The sequence below is a fragment of the Halorubrum sp. Atlit-26R genome (assembly GCF_003666015.1).
In the GTDB taxonomy this organism is placed as follows: Archaea; Halobacteriota; Halobacteria; order Halobacteriales; family Haloferacaceae; genus Halorubrum.
Window position 1 is genome coordinate 184,474 of the sequence record NZ_QPLT01000005.1, and the last position, 16,995, is coordinate 201,468.

Below are 16,995 nucleotides of genomic sequence, written 5' to 3' on the forward strand. Positions count from 1 at the left end.
GACCGGGGAGTTCACTCGGGGAATCCCTCGACGATCTCGACGCCGGAGGAGGCGCCGATCCGGACCGCGCCCGCGTCGAGCATGGCCGCCGCCTCCTCGTAGGACCCCACGCCGCCGGAAGCCTTCACCGGGAGGTACTCGCTCATCAGTTCCACGTCGGGAACCGTCGCGCCGCCGTCGGCGAAGCCGGTCGAGGTCTTCACCATGTCGGCGTCGGCGGCGACCGCGGCCTCGCAGGCGCGGCGCTTCTCCGCGTTGTCGAGGAGGGCGGTCTCGATGATCACCTTCACCGGGACGGGGACGGCCGCGACGACGTCCGCGATCTCGTCGGCGACCGCGCCGTCGTCGCCCGCCTTCAGCCGCCCGACGTTGATGACGAGGTCGACCTCGTCGGCGCCCGCCTCCCACGCCGCGACCGCCTCGTCGCGCTTGACCTCGGGGGCGTGCTGGCCGTGCGGGAACCCGACCACGGTCGCGATCGCTTCGGGGTCGCTTTCGTGCGCGACCGCCTCGGGGAGGTAACAGGGCGGGATACAGGCGTTCATCCCGTGGGCGGCGGCCTCGTCGAGAACGGTCCGCACGTCGGCCGGGGTCGTCTCGGGGCCGAGAACGGTGTGGTCGATGCTGGCGGCGAACTCCTCGCGGTTCATGCCTTGCCCGTGGCGGCGGGCGATAAAAGGCGTGCGGGGTCGGCGCGGCCGGCAGCGCGGAGACTGACGCGCTCGTCGGACTCCCGCGTCGCACTCGCGCAGCGCGGCGTCGCCGACCGGAGTTGGATAAATATCCAATCATCCCGCGATCGCCCCGGATTTATTTCACCCGCGTGCCACCACGGCGCATGGATCGCGACACCGCCACGCCCGCCGTCGCCGACCTCCCCGGCGAGCGCGCTCGCGAGTGGGTCGAGTACCACCACGAGTCGGCCGCGCCGAGCACCTACGTCTACGAGTTCGTCTGGGACCGCACCGCCCCCGCCGAGGGCCCGTTCTGTACCGACGTCGACGGCAACGTCCTCATGGACTTCACGAGCCACGTCGCCGCCGCCCCGCTCGGGTACAACAACCCCCTCATAATGGACCGGCTCGCGGAGTTCGACCTCGTCGACCCGCTGAAGATCGCCGGCCAGGACTTCTACGCCGCGGGCGGCTCCTCTCCCGGGGACGGGATCCCCGGCTCGTCGGGGCTGATGGACCGCCTGACGGACCTGACGAGCCACTACGACATGGACTCCGTCTTCCTCTCGAACTCCGGCGCGGAGGCGGTCGAGAACGCGATCAAGATCGCCTACGACGCCTCGGACGGCGCGAAGTACGCGATCACCTTCGACGGGGCGTTCCACGGCCGGACGCTGGGCGCGCTCTCGCTCAACCGCTCGAAGTCCGTGTACCGCCGCGACTTCCCGGAGATCAGCGGCGTGACCGAGGTGCCGTACTGCGACGACCGCACCTGCTCGCCCGAGACCTGCTCGTGCGGCTTCTTCGCGGACGGCGTCTCGCGGCTCCGGAAGAAGCTCGACCCGGAGCGCGGCAACGTCCACCCGGACGACGTGGCGTACCTGATCATGGAGCCGATCCAGGGCGAGGGCGGCTACCGGTTCCCCTCGAAGGCGTTCACCGACGAGATCGCGGCGCTCGCCGAGGAACACGAGATCACGGTGATCGCCGACGAGATCCAGACCGGCGTCGGCCGCACCGGCGAGATGTGGGGCTCCGACCACTACGCGTACGACCCCGACGTGATCGCGAGCGGGAAGGGGCTCCGCGTGGGCGCGACCGTCTCGCGAAGCGACGTGTTCCCCGAGGAGACCGGCCGCCTCTCCTCGACGTGGGGCGCCGGCGACCTGATCGCCTCGGCGCAGGGCGCGCTCACGCTCGACGCCATCGAGGAGGCGGACCTCACCGACAACGCCGTCGTCCGCGGCCGACAGTTCAAAGAGACGATGCGCGACGCCGACCTCGACCCCGTCGAGGACGTCCGCGGGAAGGGGCTGCTGCTCGCGGTCGAGTTCGACACGAAGGAGCGCCGGGACGCGGTCGTCGAGAACGCCTTCGAGCGCGGCCTCCTGACGCTCGCGTGCGGCCACAAGGTCCTCCGGATCCTCCCGCCGCTCGACGTCACCGAACGCGAGATCGACCTCGGCGCCGACCTCCTCACCGACGCGATCGAAGCGGCGGCGTAGGTTCGCCGTCGTCGCTCGCTACCGGTCCGCGTACCACTCCGCGAACTTCTCCAAGGCGCGGCCGCGGTGCGACACCGCGTTCTTGCGGTCGGTGTCCATCTCCGCGAACGTCTCGCCGTCGTGTTCGAAGATCGGGTCGTAGCCGAACCCGCCGTCGCCCCGCGGCGCGACGATCCGCCCCGGCACGTACCCCTCGAACAGCTTGACCGGGAGCGGGTCGCTCCCGTCCGCCGCTTCGCCCGCCGCGTCCGGCCCCGCCGCCGCGGCCGCGTCGCGGTCGCCCCGGTCGACGGGGTCGGGGCTCGCGGCGAACCCCTCGCCGTCGCAGTAGCCGAGCGTACACCGGAAGGCGGCGCGGCGGTCGTCGAGGTCGGCGGCGATCTCGTGGACGCGCTCGATCCCGAGGGTGTCCTCCACGTACGAGGAGTACGGCCCCGGGAAGCCGTCGAGCCCCTCGACGAACAGCCCCGCGTCGTCGACGAGGACCGGGGCGTCCGCGTGGCGGTACGCCTCGCGGGCCCCCCGCGCCGCGATCGGGCCGAGCTCGTCGGCCTGGACCTCCGCGTAGTCGAAGTCGAGCCCCTCCACAGAGCCGTCCGGGAGGTACCGCTCCGCCTCGCGCACCTTCCCGGGGTTCGTCGTCACGTACCTGAGCACGGATCACCGTGGGCGCGCGCCCGACGAATAGGCGTCGGTCGCGGGCGACGGTGAAAATCCGCCCGACCCGGCAGTACGCTTTTGTCGACGCGACGGAATCCGTGGCGTATGGCCCTCCCCACGTTCGAGAAGAAACGGCTCATCGGACTGATCGCGATCCTCTCGTTCGGGCTCACGGCGCTTCTCGCCGTCCTCCTCCCGCCCGCGCTGGGACCGCTGATCCCCGCGGTGTTCATCACCGGGTACTTCATCCTCATCCCGCTGGCCGTAGTGCTCGGCGAGCAGTTCCCGCTCGTCGCGTCCGACGAGCCCGACGCGGCGACCGGGAGCGGTGCGACCGCCGACAACCCGATCGCGGCGCTGCGCGAGCGCTACGCGAGCGGCGAGATCGACGAGGCGGAGTTCGAACGGAAGCTCGACCGCCTGCTGGCGACCGAGGACCTCGACGAGCGGTTCGAACGGATGGAAGCCGACCGGGGTGAGAAAAGCCGCGAGCGCGACCTCGAACTGGAGTGAGCCGCCGCGCGTCGGTTCCGCCTCAGGGGTCGACGCGGACGAGCCACGCCTCGGGGTCGTCGATCTCTCCGGCGGTCGGCAGGTTCTCGGCGCGCTCCCAGACGGCGCCCGCGGCCTCGATGCCCCGCGCGTCGGCGACGTGTCGGAAGAAGGCGGCGCCGCGCTCGTACTGCCGGCGCTTGAGCCCGAGGCCGAGCAGGCGCTGCGCGAGCCGGCGCACGGGGCCGCCCCCGCCGCGGCGCTCGTCGAGCTTCCGTCGGAGGTCGGCGTACTCGCCGTCGAACGCGCGGTCCATCAGCACCTCGGCGTACCCCTCGACCGCGGTCATCGCGGCCTGAAGCTCCGCGAACGCGTCGGGGTCGAGCCCGCGACCGGCCGTTCCCCCGACGCCGCCCGCACCGCCGACCATCCCCTCGACGCCGCGCTCGACGCGCGACTCCAGGTACTCCGGCAGCCACGGCGCCGCGCCGAACTCCGCGGCGTGGGTCACCTCGTGGAACGCGATCCACCGGCGGAACCGCGGGTACTCGACGTCGAGCGCGGCCGCGACCGCGACGATGTTCGGATGGACGAAGTAGAGCCCGTGGTCGGCGTCCGGCTCGTCGGCGAGGAGCAGCGGGTCGTACTGGCCGAGGACGTTGCGCGCGAGGAAGCCGAGGGCGAACGCCATCGACCCCGTGTTGGCGACCCGAGAGAGGTCCTGCGCGAAGGCGGCGCCGGGCGCGGGTCCGACCGGTCCGGGCGCGCTGTCCGGCATCACGTCGATCGAGTCGGTTCCGGAGCCCCCGTTCCCGGCGTCGTCGCCGCCGGCGTCGTCGCCGATCGAACCGCCGGCGTCGCCGACCGCGGCCGCCTCGATCGGGTCCATCACGCGCCGGAAGGTACCGACGCTCGCGTCGATCCAGTGGTGGCGGTTCTGCACCTCGACGGTGTCGGGCACGTCGAACTCGATCCCGGCGACCTCGGCCAGCCGCGAGCGCGCGTCGCGGACGTCGGCGGCGTACCCCGCGCGCTCCGCGTCGGAGAGCGCGATCGATCCGGGGGCCGTGGCGTCCTTCGCGGCCGCCGCGGCCCGGTCCCAGTCGACGACGCCCGGCCCCTCGGCCTCGGCGACGGTCCGGACGCTTCGGAGGATGTCCATACGGATCCGACGGGCGGCCGCCCCAAAGCGCTTGTGTCGACCGGTCCCCGCGCCGGCAGCCCCAGCGTGAATTCCGGCGCCGAGCGCCGACACCGACGTTTTCTTGCTCGGCCGCCGCACAGCCACCGGCATGGACAACGCGCGCAGCGCGTTCCTCGACGACCTCCTCGCGACGCCGAGCCCCTCGGGGTTCGAGACGGCCGCCCAGCGGGTCTGGACCGACTACGTCCGCGAGTTCGCGGACCGGGTCGACACCGACGCGTACGGCAACGCCGTCGCGGTCCACGAGGGCGACCCCGACGCGCCGGCGATCGCCGTCACCGGCCACGCCGACGAGATCGGGTTCATCGTCCGCGACGTGCTCGACGACGGCTTCCTCCGGATCGGGCGGATCGGCGGCTCCGACCGCACCGTCTCGAAGGGCCAGCACGTCACGGTCCACGCCGACGAACCGGTCCAGGGGGTCGTCGGACAGACGGCGATCCACCTGCGGGACGAGGCCGACGACGAGTACGAGGACGTCGAGGCTCAGTTCGTCGACATCGGCGCCGAAGACGCGGACGACGCGCGCGACCACGTCGAGGTCGGCGACCCCGTCACGTTCTCGACGGGCCGCCGCGACCTCGTCGGGGACCGGATCGCCGCCCGCGGAGTCGACAACCGAGCCGGCGCGTGGGCGGCCGCGGAGGGGCTCCGCCGCGCCGCGGCGGCCGACGTCGACGCCACCGTCTACGCGGTCTCGACCGTCCAGGAGGAGGTCGGGCTTCAGGGCGCGCGGATGGTCGGGGTCGACCTCGACGAAGTGGACGCGTTCGTCGCGGTCGACGTCACCCACGCCACCGACAACCCGGACGTCGACCGCGAGCGGCGCGGCCCGGTCGAGCTCGGCGCGGGACCGGTGATCGGCCGCGGCAGCGCGAACCACCCGGTCCTCGTCGACCTCGCGCGCGACGCGGCCGACGAGGCCGGCGTCGAGGTCCAGCTCCAGGCGGCCGGCATCCGCACCGGCACCGACGCGGACGCGTTCTACACCGCCCGGGGCGGCGTGCCCGCGCTCAACGTCTCGATCCCGAACCGGTACATGCACACGCCGGTCGAGGTGATCGACACCGGGGACCTCGACGCGGTCGCCGACCTCCTCGCCGCGATCGGCGCGGCGGCGGGCGATCTCGACGCGGCGGAGTCGCCGTTCGCCGTCGACGTCTGAGCGCGCCTCGCCACGACAAACCGGGGCACGGCGGCGTCGAAACGGAACTGTTTTACTATCGTCTTTCCTACCGTAGATTGCGACGAACGGACGTGCTCTGGTGGTGTAGTCCGGCCAATCATATCACCCTCTCACGGTGATGACCTGGGTTCAAATCCCAGCCGGAGCACTTCTCTCACGACGCGACCAACCGATGAGGGTCTCCCTCGTCTCTTCGATCGCGCCCGCCGAACCGCGTCGCCCGGCTTCGGTCGGGTCGGTACGGCTCCCCACACTTATCGGGCGCCCCGTCCTCCTCGCGCACACATGCCCGACGAGCCGAGCGGCCGCAACCTCGACGGCGACGCTCCGGTCGCGGAGTCGGTCGTCGAGACCGAGTCGGCGACGATCACCGACGACGCCGAGCTCGAACGCACCATCGGGCTGACCGGCGGCCTCGCGATCGGGGTCGGGACGATGATCGGCGCCGGGATCTTCGTGTTCCCCGGGCTCGCGGGCGGGGAGATCGGGACCGCTGCGGCCGCCTCGTTCGCCGTCGGCGGGGTGATCGCCCTCCTCGTCGCGCTCCCGACCTCCGAGCTCGCGACGGCGATGCCGCGGAGCGGCGGCGGCTACTACTTCATCTCGCGGGGGCTCGGGACGCTCGCCGGGACCGTCATCGGGCTGTCGCTGTGGCTCGGGCTCGTGTTCGCGACCGCCTTCTACCTCGTCGGGCTCGGCTACTACGCGCTCGACGCGCTCGCGCAGGTCGGGCTCGCGGTCGGCGCCGGCTCGGACGCCGTCGTCTCCGTCATCGCCGTCCTCGCCGGGCTCGCGTTCACCGTCCTGAACGTCACGGGAACCGAGAACGCCGCCAAGCTCCAGAACGGGATCGTCGCGCTCCTGCTCTCGATGCTGGTCGCGTTCCTCGGGTTCGGCCTGCTGGAGGCGTTCGGGCTCGTCGCCGTCGACACGCCGCCCGGGCAGGCCGCGAACGTCTGGGGTGCCGGGCCGGTCCTCTCCGTCGCCGCGCTCGTGTTCACCTCCTACCTCGGGTTCGCGCAGGTGGCGACGGTAGCCGGGGAGATGAAAGACCCCGGGCGGAACCTCCCGCTGGCGATGGTCGGCTCGGTGGTGACGGTCACGGTCCTGTACGTGCTGGCCATCTTCGTCGCGACGAACATCTTCACGCGGGACGCGCTGCTTTCCGCCGGGGAGACCGCGATGGTCGAGGTCGGCCGGGCGCTGCTCGGGCCGGCCGGGGCGCTCGTGATCATCGTCGGCGGACTGCTCGCGACCATGTCGTCGGCGAACGCCTCGATCCTCAGCACCTCGCGGGCGATCTACGGCGTCTCGAAGGACGCGCTCCTCCCGCGGCGGGCGAGCCGGATCAACCTGCGGTACGGCACGCCGCACGTTGCCCTCGGCATGGCCGGCGGCCCCGTCGTCGTCCTCGCGGCGACCGGGCAGGTCCAGCTCCTCGCCGAGGTCGCCTCCTTCCTCCACCTGATCATGTACGGGCTGATGTGCGTCGCGCTCGTCGCCATCCGCCGGGACCGGCCCGCGTGGTACGACCCCGACTTCGTCGTGCCCGGCGGCTCGGTCGTCCCCGTCCTCGGCGCGCTCGCCAGCTTCGGGCTGATCGCGTTCATGGACCGGCTCTCGATCATCGTCGGGATCGCGGTCATCGCCGCCACGGCCGGGTGGTACTTCTATTACGCCCGCGACGTGTCGCTCAAGGGGGCCCTGTAATGACACGCGTACTCGTACCCGTCGCGGTGCTCGAGGGAGGGAGCGTCTCGCCCGGCCTGATATCGCTGCTCGGCGCCGTCGACGTGACCGTGCTCGGCTATCACGTCCTCCCGGAACAGACGCCGCCGGACCAGGCCCGGCTCCGGTTCGAGGAGCGCGCGACGTCCGCGCTGGAGGACGTGAGCCAGGAGTTCGCGGCCGCGGGCGGCGCGGCCGACCACCGGCTCGTGTTCACGCACGACCGCGAGCAGACGATCCGGCGGGTCGCGGGCGAGGTCGACGCCGACGCGTTCGCCGTCCCCGGAACGACCGGCGACGTCGACCGGATCTTAGTGTCGCTCTCGGGCGACGTCGACGCCGACCGGATCCTCTCGTTCGTCGAGGCGCTCGTCGGCGACCGCGACGTCGGCGTCACCCTGTTCCTCGCGGCGGGAGCCGGAATGGTCGGCGACGGCGCCGCAGACGCCGCCGCGTCCGAGCGCCCCGTTCCGACCGGCGCCGGCGACGGTGCCGACGCCCGGCTGGCGGCCGCGGCCGACCGCCTCCGCGAGGCGGGGCTCGACGTCGACGCGGCGACGGCGGCGGAGGGCTCGCCGTTCGACGCGCTGATCGACGCGGTGCCCGGCCACGACGCGGTCGTGATGGGCGAGCGCGCGCCCTCGTTCCGGTCGTTCGTGTTCGGCGAGGAGAGCGAGCGCGTCGCGGCCGCCTCGGTCGGTCCCGTCCTCGTCGTCCGCGACCGCCGAGCGGACGACGAGTCCGACGAGGACGTGGCGTCTGCCGCCGACGACACGGCACCTGCCGCCGACGAGTAGGGCGGGCCGGCGAGGCGTCGCTCGGAGATCCTACCGCTCGCCGCTGACCGACACCGTCTCCTGTTCGAACCCCGCCTCGTCGCCGCGCCAGCGCCACGAGCCGACGAACGGGGAGCCGTCGAGCGCACAGATCACGTACGAGTAGCCGGGCCACGTCGCCCGCGAGGCGTCCGTCTCGCTCGGGCGCGCCGGTCCCGCCGGGTGCGAGTGGTAGAAGCCGACCACCTCGCGGCCGTCGGCCTCGATCGCCTCGAACAGTTCGAGCTGCTCCTCGGGGTCGATCCGGTACCGGACCGCGGGCGCGTCGGCGACGTTCTCCGCCTCGTGGGCGCGCGCGACGACGCTCGGCTCGTCGCCGTCGCCGCGCGTCCCGGCCAGCACGCCACAGACCTCCTCGGCGCCGCCCGCGTCGGCGTGCCGGACCACGTCGTCGTAGGCCTCCCGAGCGAACTCGATCATACGCGGACAACGGAGGGGCGCCGGATAAGTCCGTCTCGACCGGGGGTCGGCGCGCCGCCGAAGGCCGCGAGGCGGAGCGACGTTGGGGCGGAGCGGCGGCGAGGTGTCGATGCGGTGGCCGTCGTCACCGGTTCAACCGCCAGCGGATCGCCGCGGCGGCGACGAGGACCGTCCCGAACGTGACGACCCCGGAGATCAGCGCGCCGCGCGCACTGGTCGCCCCGGTCGCGAACGCGCTCGCAGAGGCGGCGCCGCCGACCACCGCCGCCCCGCCGGCCAGCCCGCCGAACCCGATACAGCAGAGGCTCAGCAGGCCCACGGCGGACAGCGACCCGAGGATGCCGTCGTCGCCCATCGTCGCCTCGCCCTTCGCTCCCGAAGCACCAATAGGTGTCGCCCCCGTCGGCCAAGCGAGGGTTTAATTCCACCAGCGCGCGAGGGCGTCGTGTGGACCCGAGCCGGATCCCCGCCGAGTTCCCCGCGCCGAGCTTCCGCGGGGCACAGGAGCAGGCCCTCGCCGACATCCGCGACGCCTTCGCGGCCGGCAACCGGGTCGTGCTGGTGCGCGCGCCGACGGGCAGCGGCAAGTCGCTGCTCGCCCGCGCGATCATGGGCGCGGCCGAGACCGCGGGCGAGGCGGCCCCCAGCGAGGCGACCGGCGCCTACTACACGACCCCGCAGGTGTCGCAGATCGACGACGTCGAGGCCGACGACCTGCTCGACGACCTCGCGGTGATCCGCGGGAAGTCGAACTACGACTGCGTGCTGCCCGGCGAGCACGACACGCCCGTGAACCGCGCGCCCTGCGCGCGCCAGCAGGGGTTCGACTGCTCGATCCGGCACCGCTGCCCGTACTTCTCCGACCGCGCCATCGCCTCCGGCAACCGATTCGCCGCCATGACGCTGGCGTACTTCATGCGCACCGCCGGCTCCGAGGTGTTCCGGAAGCGCGACGCCGTCGTGATCGACGAGGCGCACGGGCTCGCGGAGTGGGCCGAGATGTACGCCACCATCGAGATATCGCCCGAGCGCGTGCCGGTGTGGGACGACGTGGGAGTACCCGACGTCGCGGCCGACGCCGGCCCCGAGGAGGACGCGGTCGACCGGACCGCGCGGTTCGTCGAGGCGCTCCGCGACGTATCGATCCGCGCGAAAGACGAGCTGGTCGGCCGCCCGGAGCTCGACCGCGAGGAGGTCGCCCGGCGCGACAGACTTCAGGAGCTCATAAGCGAGCTCGGCTGGTTCCTCGAGGATTACCGCGAGCCGGAGTCCCCGACCACGTGGGTCGTCGACCAGTCGGGCGGCGAGGGGTCCCCCATCGACATCAAGCCGCTCGACCCCGCGCGCTACCTCAGACACACGGTGTGGGACCGCGGGAACCGGTTCGCGCTGCTGTCCGCGACCATCCTCTCGAAGGACGCGTTCTGCCGCGGCGTCGGCCTCGACCCCGCCGACGTCGCCCTCGTCGACGTCGAACACACGTTCCCGCTCGCGAACCGCCCGCTCTACGACGTGACGCAGGGGTCGATGACGTACGAGGACCGCGACGAGACGGTGCCGAAGATCGCCCGCCTGATCGTCCGGCTGATGGCGGAGCACCCCGACGAGAAGGGGCTGATCCACGCGCACTCGTACGACATCGCCGAGCGGATCACGGAGCTGCTCGGCCAGTTCGGCGTCGCCGCGCGCGTCAGGCGCCACGACCGACAGAACCGCGACGCCGAGCTGGAGGCGTGGAAGGCGAGCGCCGACCCGGAGGTGTTCGTCTCCGTGAAGATGGAGGAGGCGCTGGACCTGAAGGGGGACCTCTGCCGCTGGCAGGTGGTGTGTAAGGCGCCGTACCGGAACACGAACGACTCGCGGGTCGCCCGGCGGCTGGAGGACGGCCAGTGGGCGTGGTACCACCGCACTGCGCTGCGCACGGTCATTCAGGCGTGCGGCCGGGTCGTCCGCGCGCCCGACGACCACGGCGCGACGTACCTCGCGGACGACTCCCTCCTCGACCTCTTCGAGCGCGCCGAGGCCGACACCCCCGACTGGTTCCGCGACCAGGTCGACGCGATGACGACCCCGTCGCTGCCGGCGTTCGACCCGGAGGCGGCGCTGGCCGGCATCGACGCGTCGCCGTCCGGCGGCGCCGGCGCGGGACGGCGGCGGAGCCGCCGCTCGGACGGGTCGGAGAGCGGGAACGCGGGTCACTCGTCCCGCGGGGAGGGCGGCTCGGAAGCCGGCGACGGCGACGCGACTGCCAACAGCGGAACGACCGGCGAGGAGTCGGTCAAGACCCGCTCCGAGCGGGACGCGGAGCGCCGGCGGGACCACCCGCTGTCGGACGTTTGGGGCGACGGCTGACGGAGGTTACCGCGAGGCGGGCCTCACAGCAGCGAGACGCCGTACGCGACCATGGAGCTCACCATGAGAAACGCGAAGAACAGCGCCATGACCTGTTGTCTGTCCATGTCGCCGTGTCGACCGCAGAAGCGTATAACTCCTGCGGGCGAGGTCGCCGAGCCCGGATCGTATTATGATCCCGGTCCCGATCATGCGTCAATATATATCGTATAAGGTGTATCAGGTCCCTCCATGAAGTAGTAACCTTCATAATCCCTCACGCGACTACTGGATGTATGGCCACGAACGGGCTGTCGAGTGCGCTGACGCTGTACGGTGCGCGAACCCTGACGCTGTCGCAGGCGGCCGCACAGGCAGGGCTCAGCGAGGCCGAATTCATCGAGCAGCTCGAACGCCGCGGCATCGAGGTAACCGAGTCCGAGCGCGCCGCAGCGCTCGGCCGCGAGCAGCCCGCCCGCGCCGACTGAGCGCCTCCTGACCCCGCTGACGACGCCGGCGCGCCGACCCGGCTCTTCGGCTCCCTTCCACGAACGATCAGTTCTTCTGCCGAACCGACCCGCGAGAAGCGTCAGTCTCGACTCGGCGCCGACTCCGCGGTCGGTTCGGTCCCCTCCTCGGGCACGAGGTGAACGTCGCCGCCGTGTTCGAACGCGAGGACCGCGTCGGCGTCGTCGTCGACGAACGCCGGATTCGGGACGGTCTTCGCCTCGTAGGTGACGGGGTCGAGCACCTGGATCGCGTTCTCGTCCTCGACGGTCACGACCGTCGTCTCCGCCGCGTCGTCGCGGGTGCCGAGCCGGGTCGCCTCGGGGGCCTCCCCGTCCGCGAACGCGGAGGTGTACGCCGCGCCCGTGGCGAGCCGGACCCCTTGGAGGCGACCGGAGACCCCTGTCACGAGGACGGGGCCGTCGCCGTCCTCCGGGTCGACGATCTCGCCCTCCGCGTACTTCGGGAGCCGGACCGCGAACGTGACGCGGTACACCTCGTTGCCGTCGCCGTCCTCGGTGACGAGCGTCGGGTACGACTCGAAGCTCCCGCCGAGCGACTCGGTGATCCGCGTCGCGACGTTCTGCGCGAGCCGGTTCGAGGAGAGCTTGATATTCGGCCCGTCGTCGGTCTCCTTGACCTCCGTGATGAACGCCTCGCGGTCGCCGTCGGCCTCCTGGTCGGCGACGTACGACTCCGCGATTTCGAGCGCCTCGGCGCGCTCGGCGGGCGTGAGGTCGCGCTCGTCGGCGCGGACCTGGACGATCCCGGCGTAGTAGCCGCCGGCGATGCGCCCGCAGCGGTCGCAGGTCCCCCGCGAGATCTTGACCGGGACCGTCACCTCCGCCGAGCGGAGCGTGCCGCGCACCACGCCCGAGAAGCGGCAGTGCATCCGCACGTTGTTCTCGTCGACCTGCTCGGGCTCGACGCCCCACTCGACGTCCTCGGCGTCGACGTGGACGCCGAGCGCCTCGGCGACCTCGTCGACGGCGACGTCGGTGTAGTCGCGCGCGCCGACGTCGCGCCACGACTCGCCGCGCCTGACGGCGCCGCAGCCGGAACACACCAGCACCTCGATCCGGTCGGGCGCGTCGACTAAATCGAAGTCCTCGAAGTAGCAGTCGTCGCAGAGCAGCGCGTCTCGCCCGCGCGGCTCGCCCGGAAGGGGGTCGCGCCGCTCGGGGACCGGGTCGCCGCAGCGCGGACAGAACTCCCGCGACTCGCTCATTGCCCGCGGCTACGCCGAGGATCCGTTTAAACCGCGCGGACCGCCCCCGTCGGCGTCGACGGGCGCGAGCGCGGTTCCGGCCGGGGCGCGCGGGTCGCGACCTCCGAAATGGTTTTTCGCACGGACCGAGAACGGACGCGTATGAGCGGCAACCCCGACGACGAACGGCTCGAGGAACTGCGCGAACAGAAGATGGAGGAGCTCCGCGAGCGACAGGGGGGCGAGGGCGACGCCGCCGAGGCCCAGCAGGAGGCCCAGGAGCGCGCCGAGGCCCAGCAGGAGGCGGTGTTGAAACAGTACCTCACCGACGGCGCCCGTCAGCGGCTCAACGCGGTCGAGATGTCGAAGCCGCAGTTCGGCGAGAAGGTGAAAAAACAGGTCGCCGCGCTGGCGCAGAGCGGACGAATCCAGGGACAGATCGACGAAGAGCAGATGCGAGACCTGCTCAAAGAGCTTCAGCCCGAGCAGAAGAGCTTCGACATCCGACACCGGTAGATGGAGCTCGCGCTGCTGTACAGCGGGGGGAAAGACTCCTCGCTCGCCGCCCACCTGCTCGACCGGTTCTACGACGTCCGCTGCGTCACCGGGAGCTTCGGGCTCACGGACGACTGGGAGTACGCCGAGCGGGCGGCCGCCGAGCTCGGGTTCCCGTTCGAGCGCGTCGACCTCGACCGCGACGTGGCCGAGAGCGCCGCCGAGACGATGGTCGCGGACGGCTACCCCCGTAACGGGATCCAGCGCGTCCACGAGCACGCCTTGGAGACCATCGCCGCGCTCGACGTCGACGCCATCGCCGACGGCACCCGCCGCGACGACCGCGTCCCCACGGTGTCGCGGGCGCAGGCGCAGAGCCTCGAAGACCGCAACGGGATCGACTACATCTCCCCGCTCTCCGGGTTCGGCCGCCACGCCGTCGACCAGCTCGTCGACGCCACCTTCGACGTCCAGCAGGGGCCGAGCGAGGAGGTTCCGAAGGCGGACTACGAGGACGAGCTCCGGACGCTCATCGCCGGCGAGTACGGCGAAGAGACCGTCGGAGACGTGTTCCCGGACCACGACCAGACGTACGTCCACGGCCGGAACGACTGATCGCCCGGTGCGGCGATCCGTCCGCGGTCGTCGACCTCCCGTTGGCCCGGAACCGCCGGAACTACTTTCGACCCCGAGGTCGTAGCGTCGAGTATGTCATCCGAACGAGTCGTCGACCTGCTCCGGACGGCGTACGCCGACGAGATCGAGACCGTGATGAACTACCAGACGAACGCGATCGTCCTCGACGGCGTCCGCGCCGAGGAGATCAAAGAGAGCCTCAAACAGGACGTCCAAGAGGAGCTCGGCCACGCCGAACAGCTCGGACAGCGGCTCAAACAGCTCGACGCGCGTCCGCCCGGCTCCGCCGAGTTCACGGCGAGACAGGAGTCGCTACAGCCCCCCGAGGACTCGACGGACGTGCTGGCCGTGATCAACGGCGTGCTCGACGCCGAGGAGGACGCGATCGCGACGTACCGCGAGCTGGTCGACGCCGCCGACGAGGCGGGCGACCCGGTCACCGAGGACCTCGCCGTGACGCTCCTCTCGGACGAGGAGGCCCACCGGACCGAGTTCCGCGGGTTCCAGAAGGAGTACCAGCGCGAGTAGGCGGAGCGAGGCGCTCCGGTCCCCGCCGGTAGGACCCGCATCGACGCCGGCGAGCCCGCCCCCGAAAGGATGCTTTCAAGCGGGCGCTCGTCGAACCGGCACGCATGTACGACGGCCTCAAGGGATTCCGAGATTTCTACCCCGGCGAGCAGTCCGCTCGCCGCGAGGTGACCGACGCGATCGAGGACGCGGCGAGCCGGCACGGCTTCCGCGAGATCGCCACGCCCGCCTTAGAGCGGACGGAGATGTACGTCGACAAGTCGGGCGAGGAGATCGTCGAGGAGCTGTACGCCTTCGACGACAAGGGCGGCCGCGGCGTCTCGATGACGCCGGAGCTCACGCCCACCGTCGCCCGGATGGTCGTCGCGAAGGGCCAGGAGCTGTCGAAGCCGATCAAGTGGATGTCCACCCGCCCGTTCTGGCGCTACGAGCAGGTCCAGCAGGGCCGCTTCCGCGAGTTCTACCAGACGAACATCGACGTGTTCGGCTCCTCGGCGCCCGAGGCCGACGCCGAGGTGCTCGCGGTCGCCGCCGACGCCCTCACCGACCTCGGGCTCACCGGCGACGACTTCGAGTTCCGGGTCTCCCACCGCGACATCCTCGGGGGCCTCGTCCGGTCGCTCGCGGCTGACCCCGACGCGGTCGACACCGCGGCCGCGATCCGCGCTGTCGACAAGCGCGCGAAGGTCGACGACGCCGAGTACGTCGGCCTCCTCTCCGACGCCGGGCTCGACCGCGACACCGCCAGGGAGTTCGACGACCTCATTTCGGGGGTCGACGCTCCCGCGGACCTCGACGCTGTCGCGGAGGCCGGCGACGAGGCGGTCGCGGACGCGGTCGAGAACCTCCGGAACGTCCTCGCCGCGGCCGACGACTTCGGCGCGGGCGAGTTCTGCGAGGTGTCCCTGACGACCGCCCGCGGCCTCGACTACTACACGGGCGTCGTCTTCGAGTGCTTCGACTCCACCGGCGAGGTCTCGCGCTCCGTCTTCGGCGGCGGGCGCTACGACGACCTCATCGAGTCCTTCGGCGGTCAGTCGACCCCCGCGGTCGGGGTCGCGCCCGGCCACGCCACGCTCAAGCTCCTCTGTCAGCGCGCCGGCGTCTGGCCCGACGAGGAGCTGACGACCGACTACTACGTCCTCTCGGTGGGCGACACGCGGAGCGAGGCGGCCGCGCTCGCGGGCGACCTCCGCGCGCTCGGCGACGACGTGGTCGTCGAGCAGGACGTCTCCGACCGCTCGTTCGGCGCCCAGCTCGGCTACGCCGACTCGATCAACGCCGAGACGGTCGTCGTCGTCGGCGAGCGCGACTTAGAGAACGGCGAGTACACGGTGAAGGACATGGCGAGCGGCGACGAGACGACGGTGCCGGTCGAGGAGTTCCCGCCCGAGGACGGGCTGCCGACGTACGAGGACTACGAGTAACGGGCGAACGCGGTCGCTTTCTCAACGCTTTTCAACTGCGCGTCGGCACGGTGGGAACGATGATCCCGCTCACGACCGCGATGCCCCCGACCGAGGTCGCCCTCCGCGTGGCCGCCGGCGTCGCCCTCATCCTGATCAACGCGTACTTCGTGGCGATCGAGTTCGGGCTGACGCGCCTGCGCCAGTACCCCGAGTCGGAGATGGACACCCCCGGACTGCGGCGGGCGTGGGAGATGACCGACGACTTAGAGTTCTACCTGACGACCTGTCAGGTGTGGATCTCCGGAACGTCCATCGCGCTCGGTATCGTCGCGGAGCCGGGGCTCGCGGCGCTTTTCGCCCCGCTCTTCGAGAACACGGCGCTCGCGTCCGCCGGCGCCGGCTCCCTGTTGGGCTTCTTCATCATCAACATGGTCCACCTGACCCACGGCGAGCAGACGCCGACGTACCTCGGCGTCGAGCGCTCGAAGCAGGTGGCCGGGTACGGCTCCCGACCCCTCTACTGGTTCGCGTGGCTCATCTCGCCGCTGATCAAGTTCGGGGACTGGATCGCGAAGGCGACGCTGGGGCTGTTCGGCGTCGAGATGACCGGATCGTGGACCGACGCCGAAGAGGAGGTGTTAGAGACCCGCGCCGAGCTCCGCAACCGCCTCGGCTCGATGATGGAAGAGGTCGAGCTCCCCGAGGAGCGCCGCGAGGAGGTCCTCAACGCGCTCGACGTCGACGCGCTCGCCGTGCGGGAGGTGCTGACGCCGGCCGACGAGGTGATCTCGCTGTCGACGACCGCCTCCGCCGAGGAGAACCTCGACCGGATCCGCGACACCCCGCACAGCCGCTTCCCGCTCGTCGGCGACGACCTGAACGAGTTCGAGGGGATCGTGTACGCCCCGTCGATCGTGAGCCGCTTCGACGAGCTCCGGGACGGCGACCTCGCGTTCGCGGACGTCGCGGCCCCGCCGATGACGGTGTCGGCGGACGCGAGCGTCAGCGACGCCTTCGACCAGTTTCAGGCGGAGTCGCAGGAGCTCGCCTTGGTCATCGAGGACGGCGAGGTCGTCGGGCTGCTCACCGCGACCGACGCGATGGAGGCGGTGATGGGCCAGTTAGAGGACCCGCTGGACGCGGGGGACATATAAGAGGCGCAGTGACGCCGGCGGCT

General features: G+C 71.6%; 18 protein-coding genes and 1 tRNA gene. 13 read left to right on the top strand and 6 right to left on the bottom strand.

Annotated features, from left to right (window positions below):
* Nucleotides 1-11: 11 nt before the first annotated feature.
* Nucleotides 12-650 carry a deoxyribose-phosphate aldolase gene (deoC, locus tag DVK07_RS07865; protein ID WP_121596538.1) on the bottom strand — a complete coding sequence of 213 codons (639 nt, stop codon included), beginning with the start codon at nt 648-650 and terminating at the stop codon, nt 12-14.
* Between the two features lie 188 nt (nt 651-838).
* Here deoC and DVK07_RS07870 point away from each other — a divergent pair, with 188 nt between their 5' ends.
* Entirely contained in the window at nt 839-2,179 is a 1,341-nt protein-coding gene (locus tag DVK07_RS07870; RefSeq protein WP_121596539.1) for an aminotransferase class III-fold pyridoxal phosphate-dependent enzyme, read from the top strand.
* Between the two features lie 18 nt (nt 2,180-2,197).
* On the opposite strand, the gene DVK07_RS07875 is transcribed toward DVK07_RS07870, so the two are convergent.
* A complete protein-coding gene (locus tag DVK07_RS07875) occupies nt 2,198-2,836 on the bottom strand; it encodes a non-canonical purine NTP pyrophosphatase (RefSeq protein ID WP_121596540.1) in 639 nt (212 codons plus the stop codon).
* Nucleotides 2,837-2,944: 108 nt separating this feature from the next.
* On the opposite strand from DVK07_RS07875, the gene DVK07_RS07880 reads away from it, so the two are divergent.
* Entirely contained in the window at nt 2,945-3,352 is a 408-nt protein-coding gene (locus tag DVK07_RS07880) for an SHOCT domain-containing protein (protein ID WP_121596541.1), read from the top strand.
* A 22-nt stretch (nt 3,353-3,374) separates the two neighbouring features.
* Here DVK07_RS07880 and DVK07_RS07885 read toward each other — a convergent pair whose 3' ends face one another.
* Entirely contained in the window at nt 3,375-4,493 is a 1,119-nt protein-coding gene (locus tag DVK07_RS07885) for a zinc-dependent metalloprotease (protein ID WP_121596542.1), read from the bottom strand.
* A 130-nt stretch (nt 4,494-4,623) separates the two neighbouring features.
* Between DVK07_RS07885 and DVK07_RS07890 the strand changes: the two genes are divergently transcribed.
* From DVK07_RS07890 to DVK07_RS07905, 4 genes are all read left to right on the top strand, one after another.
* Entirely contained in the window at nt 4,624-5,700 is a 1,077-nt protein-coding gene (locus tag DVK07_RS07890; protein WP_121596543.1) for a M20/M25/M40 family metallo-hydrolase, read from the top strand.
* 94 nt (nt 5,701-5,794) lie between these two features.
* Nucleotides 5,795-5,869 (top strand) — tRNA-Glu (locus DVK07_RS07895).
* 137 nt (nt 5,870-6,006) lie between these two features.
* Entirely contained in the window at nt 6,007-7,431 is a 1,425-nt protein-coding gene (locus DVK07_RS07900; RefSeq protein WP_121596544.1) for an APC family permease, read from the top strand.
* Complete coding sequence (locus DVK07_RS07905) at nt 7,431-8,246, top strand: universal stress protein (RefSeq protein WP_121596545.1); 816 nt, start codon at nt 7,431-7,433, stop codon at nt 8,244-8,246. The genes DVK07_RS07900 and DVK07_RS07905 overlap by 1 nt, the downstream gene beginning before the upstream one ends.
* Nucleotides 8,247-8,276: 30 nt before the next feature.
* Here the strand turns inward: DVK07_RS07905 and DVK07_RS07910 are convergent, their stop codons facing one another.
* Together DVK07_RS07910 and DVK07_RS07915 are read right to left on the bottom strand one after the other, a co-directional pair.
* Nucleotides 8,277-8,705, bottom strand: coding sequence for a desampylase (locus DVK07_RS07910; protein WP_121596546.1), 429 nt, complete (start codon nt 8,703-8,705; stop codon nt 8,277-8,279).
* 124 nt (nt 8,706-8,829) lie between these two features.
* Nucleotides 8,830-9,060: a hypothetical protein gene (locus tag DVK07_RS07915; RefSeq protein ID WP_121596547.1), complete on the bottom strand. Its 231-nt coding sequence runs from the start codon at nt 9,058-9,060 to the stop codon at nt 8,830-8,832.
* Between the two features lie 92 nt (nt 9,061-9,152).
* Between DVK07_RS07915 and DVK07_RS07920 the strand changes: the two genes are divergently transcribed.
* Together DVK07_RS07920 and DVK07_RS07925 are read left to right on the top strand one after the other, a co-directional pair.
* Entirely contained in the window at nt 9,153-11,057 is a 1,905-nt protein-coding gene (locus DVK07_RS07920; RefSeq protein WP_121596548.1) for a helicase C-terminal domain-containing protein, read from the top strand.
* A 275-nt stretch (nt 11,058-11,332) separates the two neighbouring features.
* Nucleotides 11,333-11,524: a UPF0175 family protein gene (locus DVK07_RS07925; protein ID WP_017344020.1), complete on the top strand. Its 192-nt coding sequence runs from the start codon at nt 11,333-11,335 to the stop codon at nt 11,522-11,524.
* Nucleotides 11,525-11,625: 101 nt separating this feature from the next.
* On the opposite strand, the gene DVK07_RS07930 is transcribed toward DVK07_RS07925, so the two are convergent.
* The gene (locus DVK07_RS07930; RefSeq protein WP_121596549.1) at nt 11,626-12,771 is read right to left on the bottom strand and encodes a 60S ribosomal export protein NMD3; all 1,146 of its coding nucleotides are present in this window, start codon (nt 12,769-12,771) and stop codon (nt 11,626-11,628) included.
* Nucleotides 12,772-12,912: 141 nt separating this feature from the next.
* Here DVK07_RS07930 and DVK07_RS07935 point away from each other — a divergent pair, with 141 nt between their 5' ends.
* The 5 genes from DVK07_RS07935 (at nt 12,913) to DVK07_RS07955 (ending at nt 16,972) form a co-directional block, all read left to right on the top strand.
* On the top strand, nt 12,913-13,266 hold the full coding sequence (locus tag DVK07_RS07935) for a DNA-binding protein (RefSeq protein ID WP_121596550.1): 354 nt from the start codon (nt 12,913-12,915) through the stop codon (nt 13,264-13,266).
* Nucleotides 13,267-13,860, top strand: coding sequence for an asparagine synthase-related protein (locus tag DVK07_RS07940; protein ID WP_121596551.1), 594 nt, complete (start codon nt 13,267-13,269; stop codon nt 13,858-13,860). It abuts the gene before it with no gap.
* A 93-nt stretch (nt 13,861-13,953) separates the two neighbouring features.
* Nucleotides 13,954-14,409 (top strand): DUF892 family protein, encoded by a 456-nt coding sequence (locus tag DVK07_RS07945; protein ID WP_121596552.1) that lies wholly within the window; start codon nt 13,954-13,956, stop codon nt 14,407-14,409.
* Nucleotides 14,410-14,513: 104 nt separating this feature from the next.
* Nucleotides 14,514-15,836: a histidine--tRNA ligase gene (hisS, locus tag DVK07_RS07950; RefSeq protein ID WP_121596553.1), complete on the top strand. Its 1,323-nt coding sequence runs from the start codon at nt 14,514-14,516 to the stop codon at nt 15,834-15,836.
* 59 nt (nt 15,837-15,895) lie between these two features.
* Entirely contained in the window at nt 15,896-16,972 is a 1,077-nt protein-coding gene (locus DVK07_RS07955; RefSeq protein WP_121596554.1) for a CNNM domain-containing protein, read from the top strand.
* The last annotated feature ends 23 nt before the right edge of the window (nt 16,973-16,995 follow it).

Excerpts from the sequence above, each read along its gene's own strand:
- DVK07_RS07955 (WP_121596554.1), top strand. The coding sequence starts at position 15,896 with ATGATCCCGCTCACGACCGCGATGCCCCCGACCGAGGTCGCCCTCCGC.
- DVK07_RS07870 (WP_121596539.1), top strand. The coding sequence starts at position 839 with ATGGATCGCGACACCGCCACGCCCGCCGTCGCCGACCTCCCCGGCGAG.
- DVK07_RS07910 (WP_121596546.1), bottom strand. The coding sequence starts at position 8,705 with ATGATCGAGTTCGCTCGGGAGGCCTACGACGACGTGGTCCGGCACGCC.
- DVK07_RS07930 (WP_121596549.1), bottom strand. The coding sequence starts at position 12,771 with ATGAGCGAGTCGCGGGAGTTCTGTCCGCGCTGCGGCGACCCGGTCCCC.
- DVK07_RS07925 (WP_017344020.1), top strand. The coding sequence starts at position 11,333 with ATGGCCACGAACGGGCTGTCGAGTGCGCTGACGCTGTACGGTGCGCGA.
- DVK07_RS07885 (WP_121596542.1), bottom strand. The coding sequence starts at position 4,493 with ATGGACATCCTCCGAAGCGTCCGGACCGTCGCCGAGGCCGAGGGGCCG.
- DVK07_RS07880 (WP_121596541.1), top strand. The coding sequence starts at position 2,945 with ATGGCCCTCCCCACGTTCGAGAAGAAACGGCTCATCGGACTGATCGCG.
- hisS (WP_121596553.1), top strand. The coding sequence starts at position 14,514 with ATGTACGACGGCCTCAAGGGATTCCGAGATTTCTACCCCGGCGAGCAG.
- DVK07_RS07935 (WP_121596550.1), top strand. The coding sequence starts at position 12,913 with ATGAGCGGCAACCCCGACGACGAACGGCTCGAGGAACTGCGCGAACAG.
- DVK07_RS07915 (WP_121596547.1), bottom strand. The coding sequence starts at position 9,060 with ATGGGCGACGACGGCATCCTCGGGTCGCTGTCCGCCGTGGGCCTGCTG.
- deoC (WP_121596538.1), bottom strand. The coding sequence starts at position 650 with ATGAACCGCGAGGAGTTCGCCGCCAGCATCGACCACACCGTTCTCGGC.
- DVK07_RS07945 (WP_121596552.1), top strand. The coding sequence starts at position 13,954 with ATGTCATCCGAACGAGTCGTCGACCTGCTCCGGACGGCGTACGCCGAC.
- DVK07_RS07905 (WP_121596545.1), top strand. The coding sequence starts at position 7,431 with ATGACACGCGTACTCGTACCCGTCGCGGTGCTCGAGGGAGGGAGCGTC.
- DVK07_RS07900 (WP_121596544.1), top strand. The coding sequence starts at position 6,007 with ATGCCCGACGAGCCGAGCGGCCGCAACCTCGACGGCGACGCTCCGGTC.
- DVK07_RS07940 (WP_121596551.1), top strand. The coding sequence starts at position 13,267 with ATGGAGCTCGCGCTGCTGTACAGCGGGGGGAAAGACTCCTCGCTCGCC.
- DVK07_RS07890 (WP_121596543.1), top strand. The coding sequence starts at position 4,624 with ATGGACAACGCGCGCAGCGCGTTCCTCGACGACCTCCTCGCGACGCCG.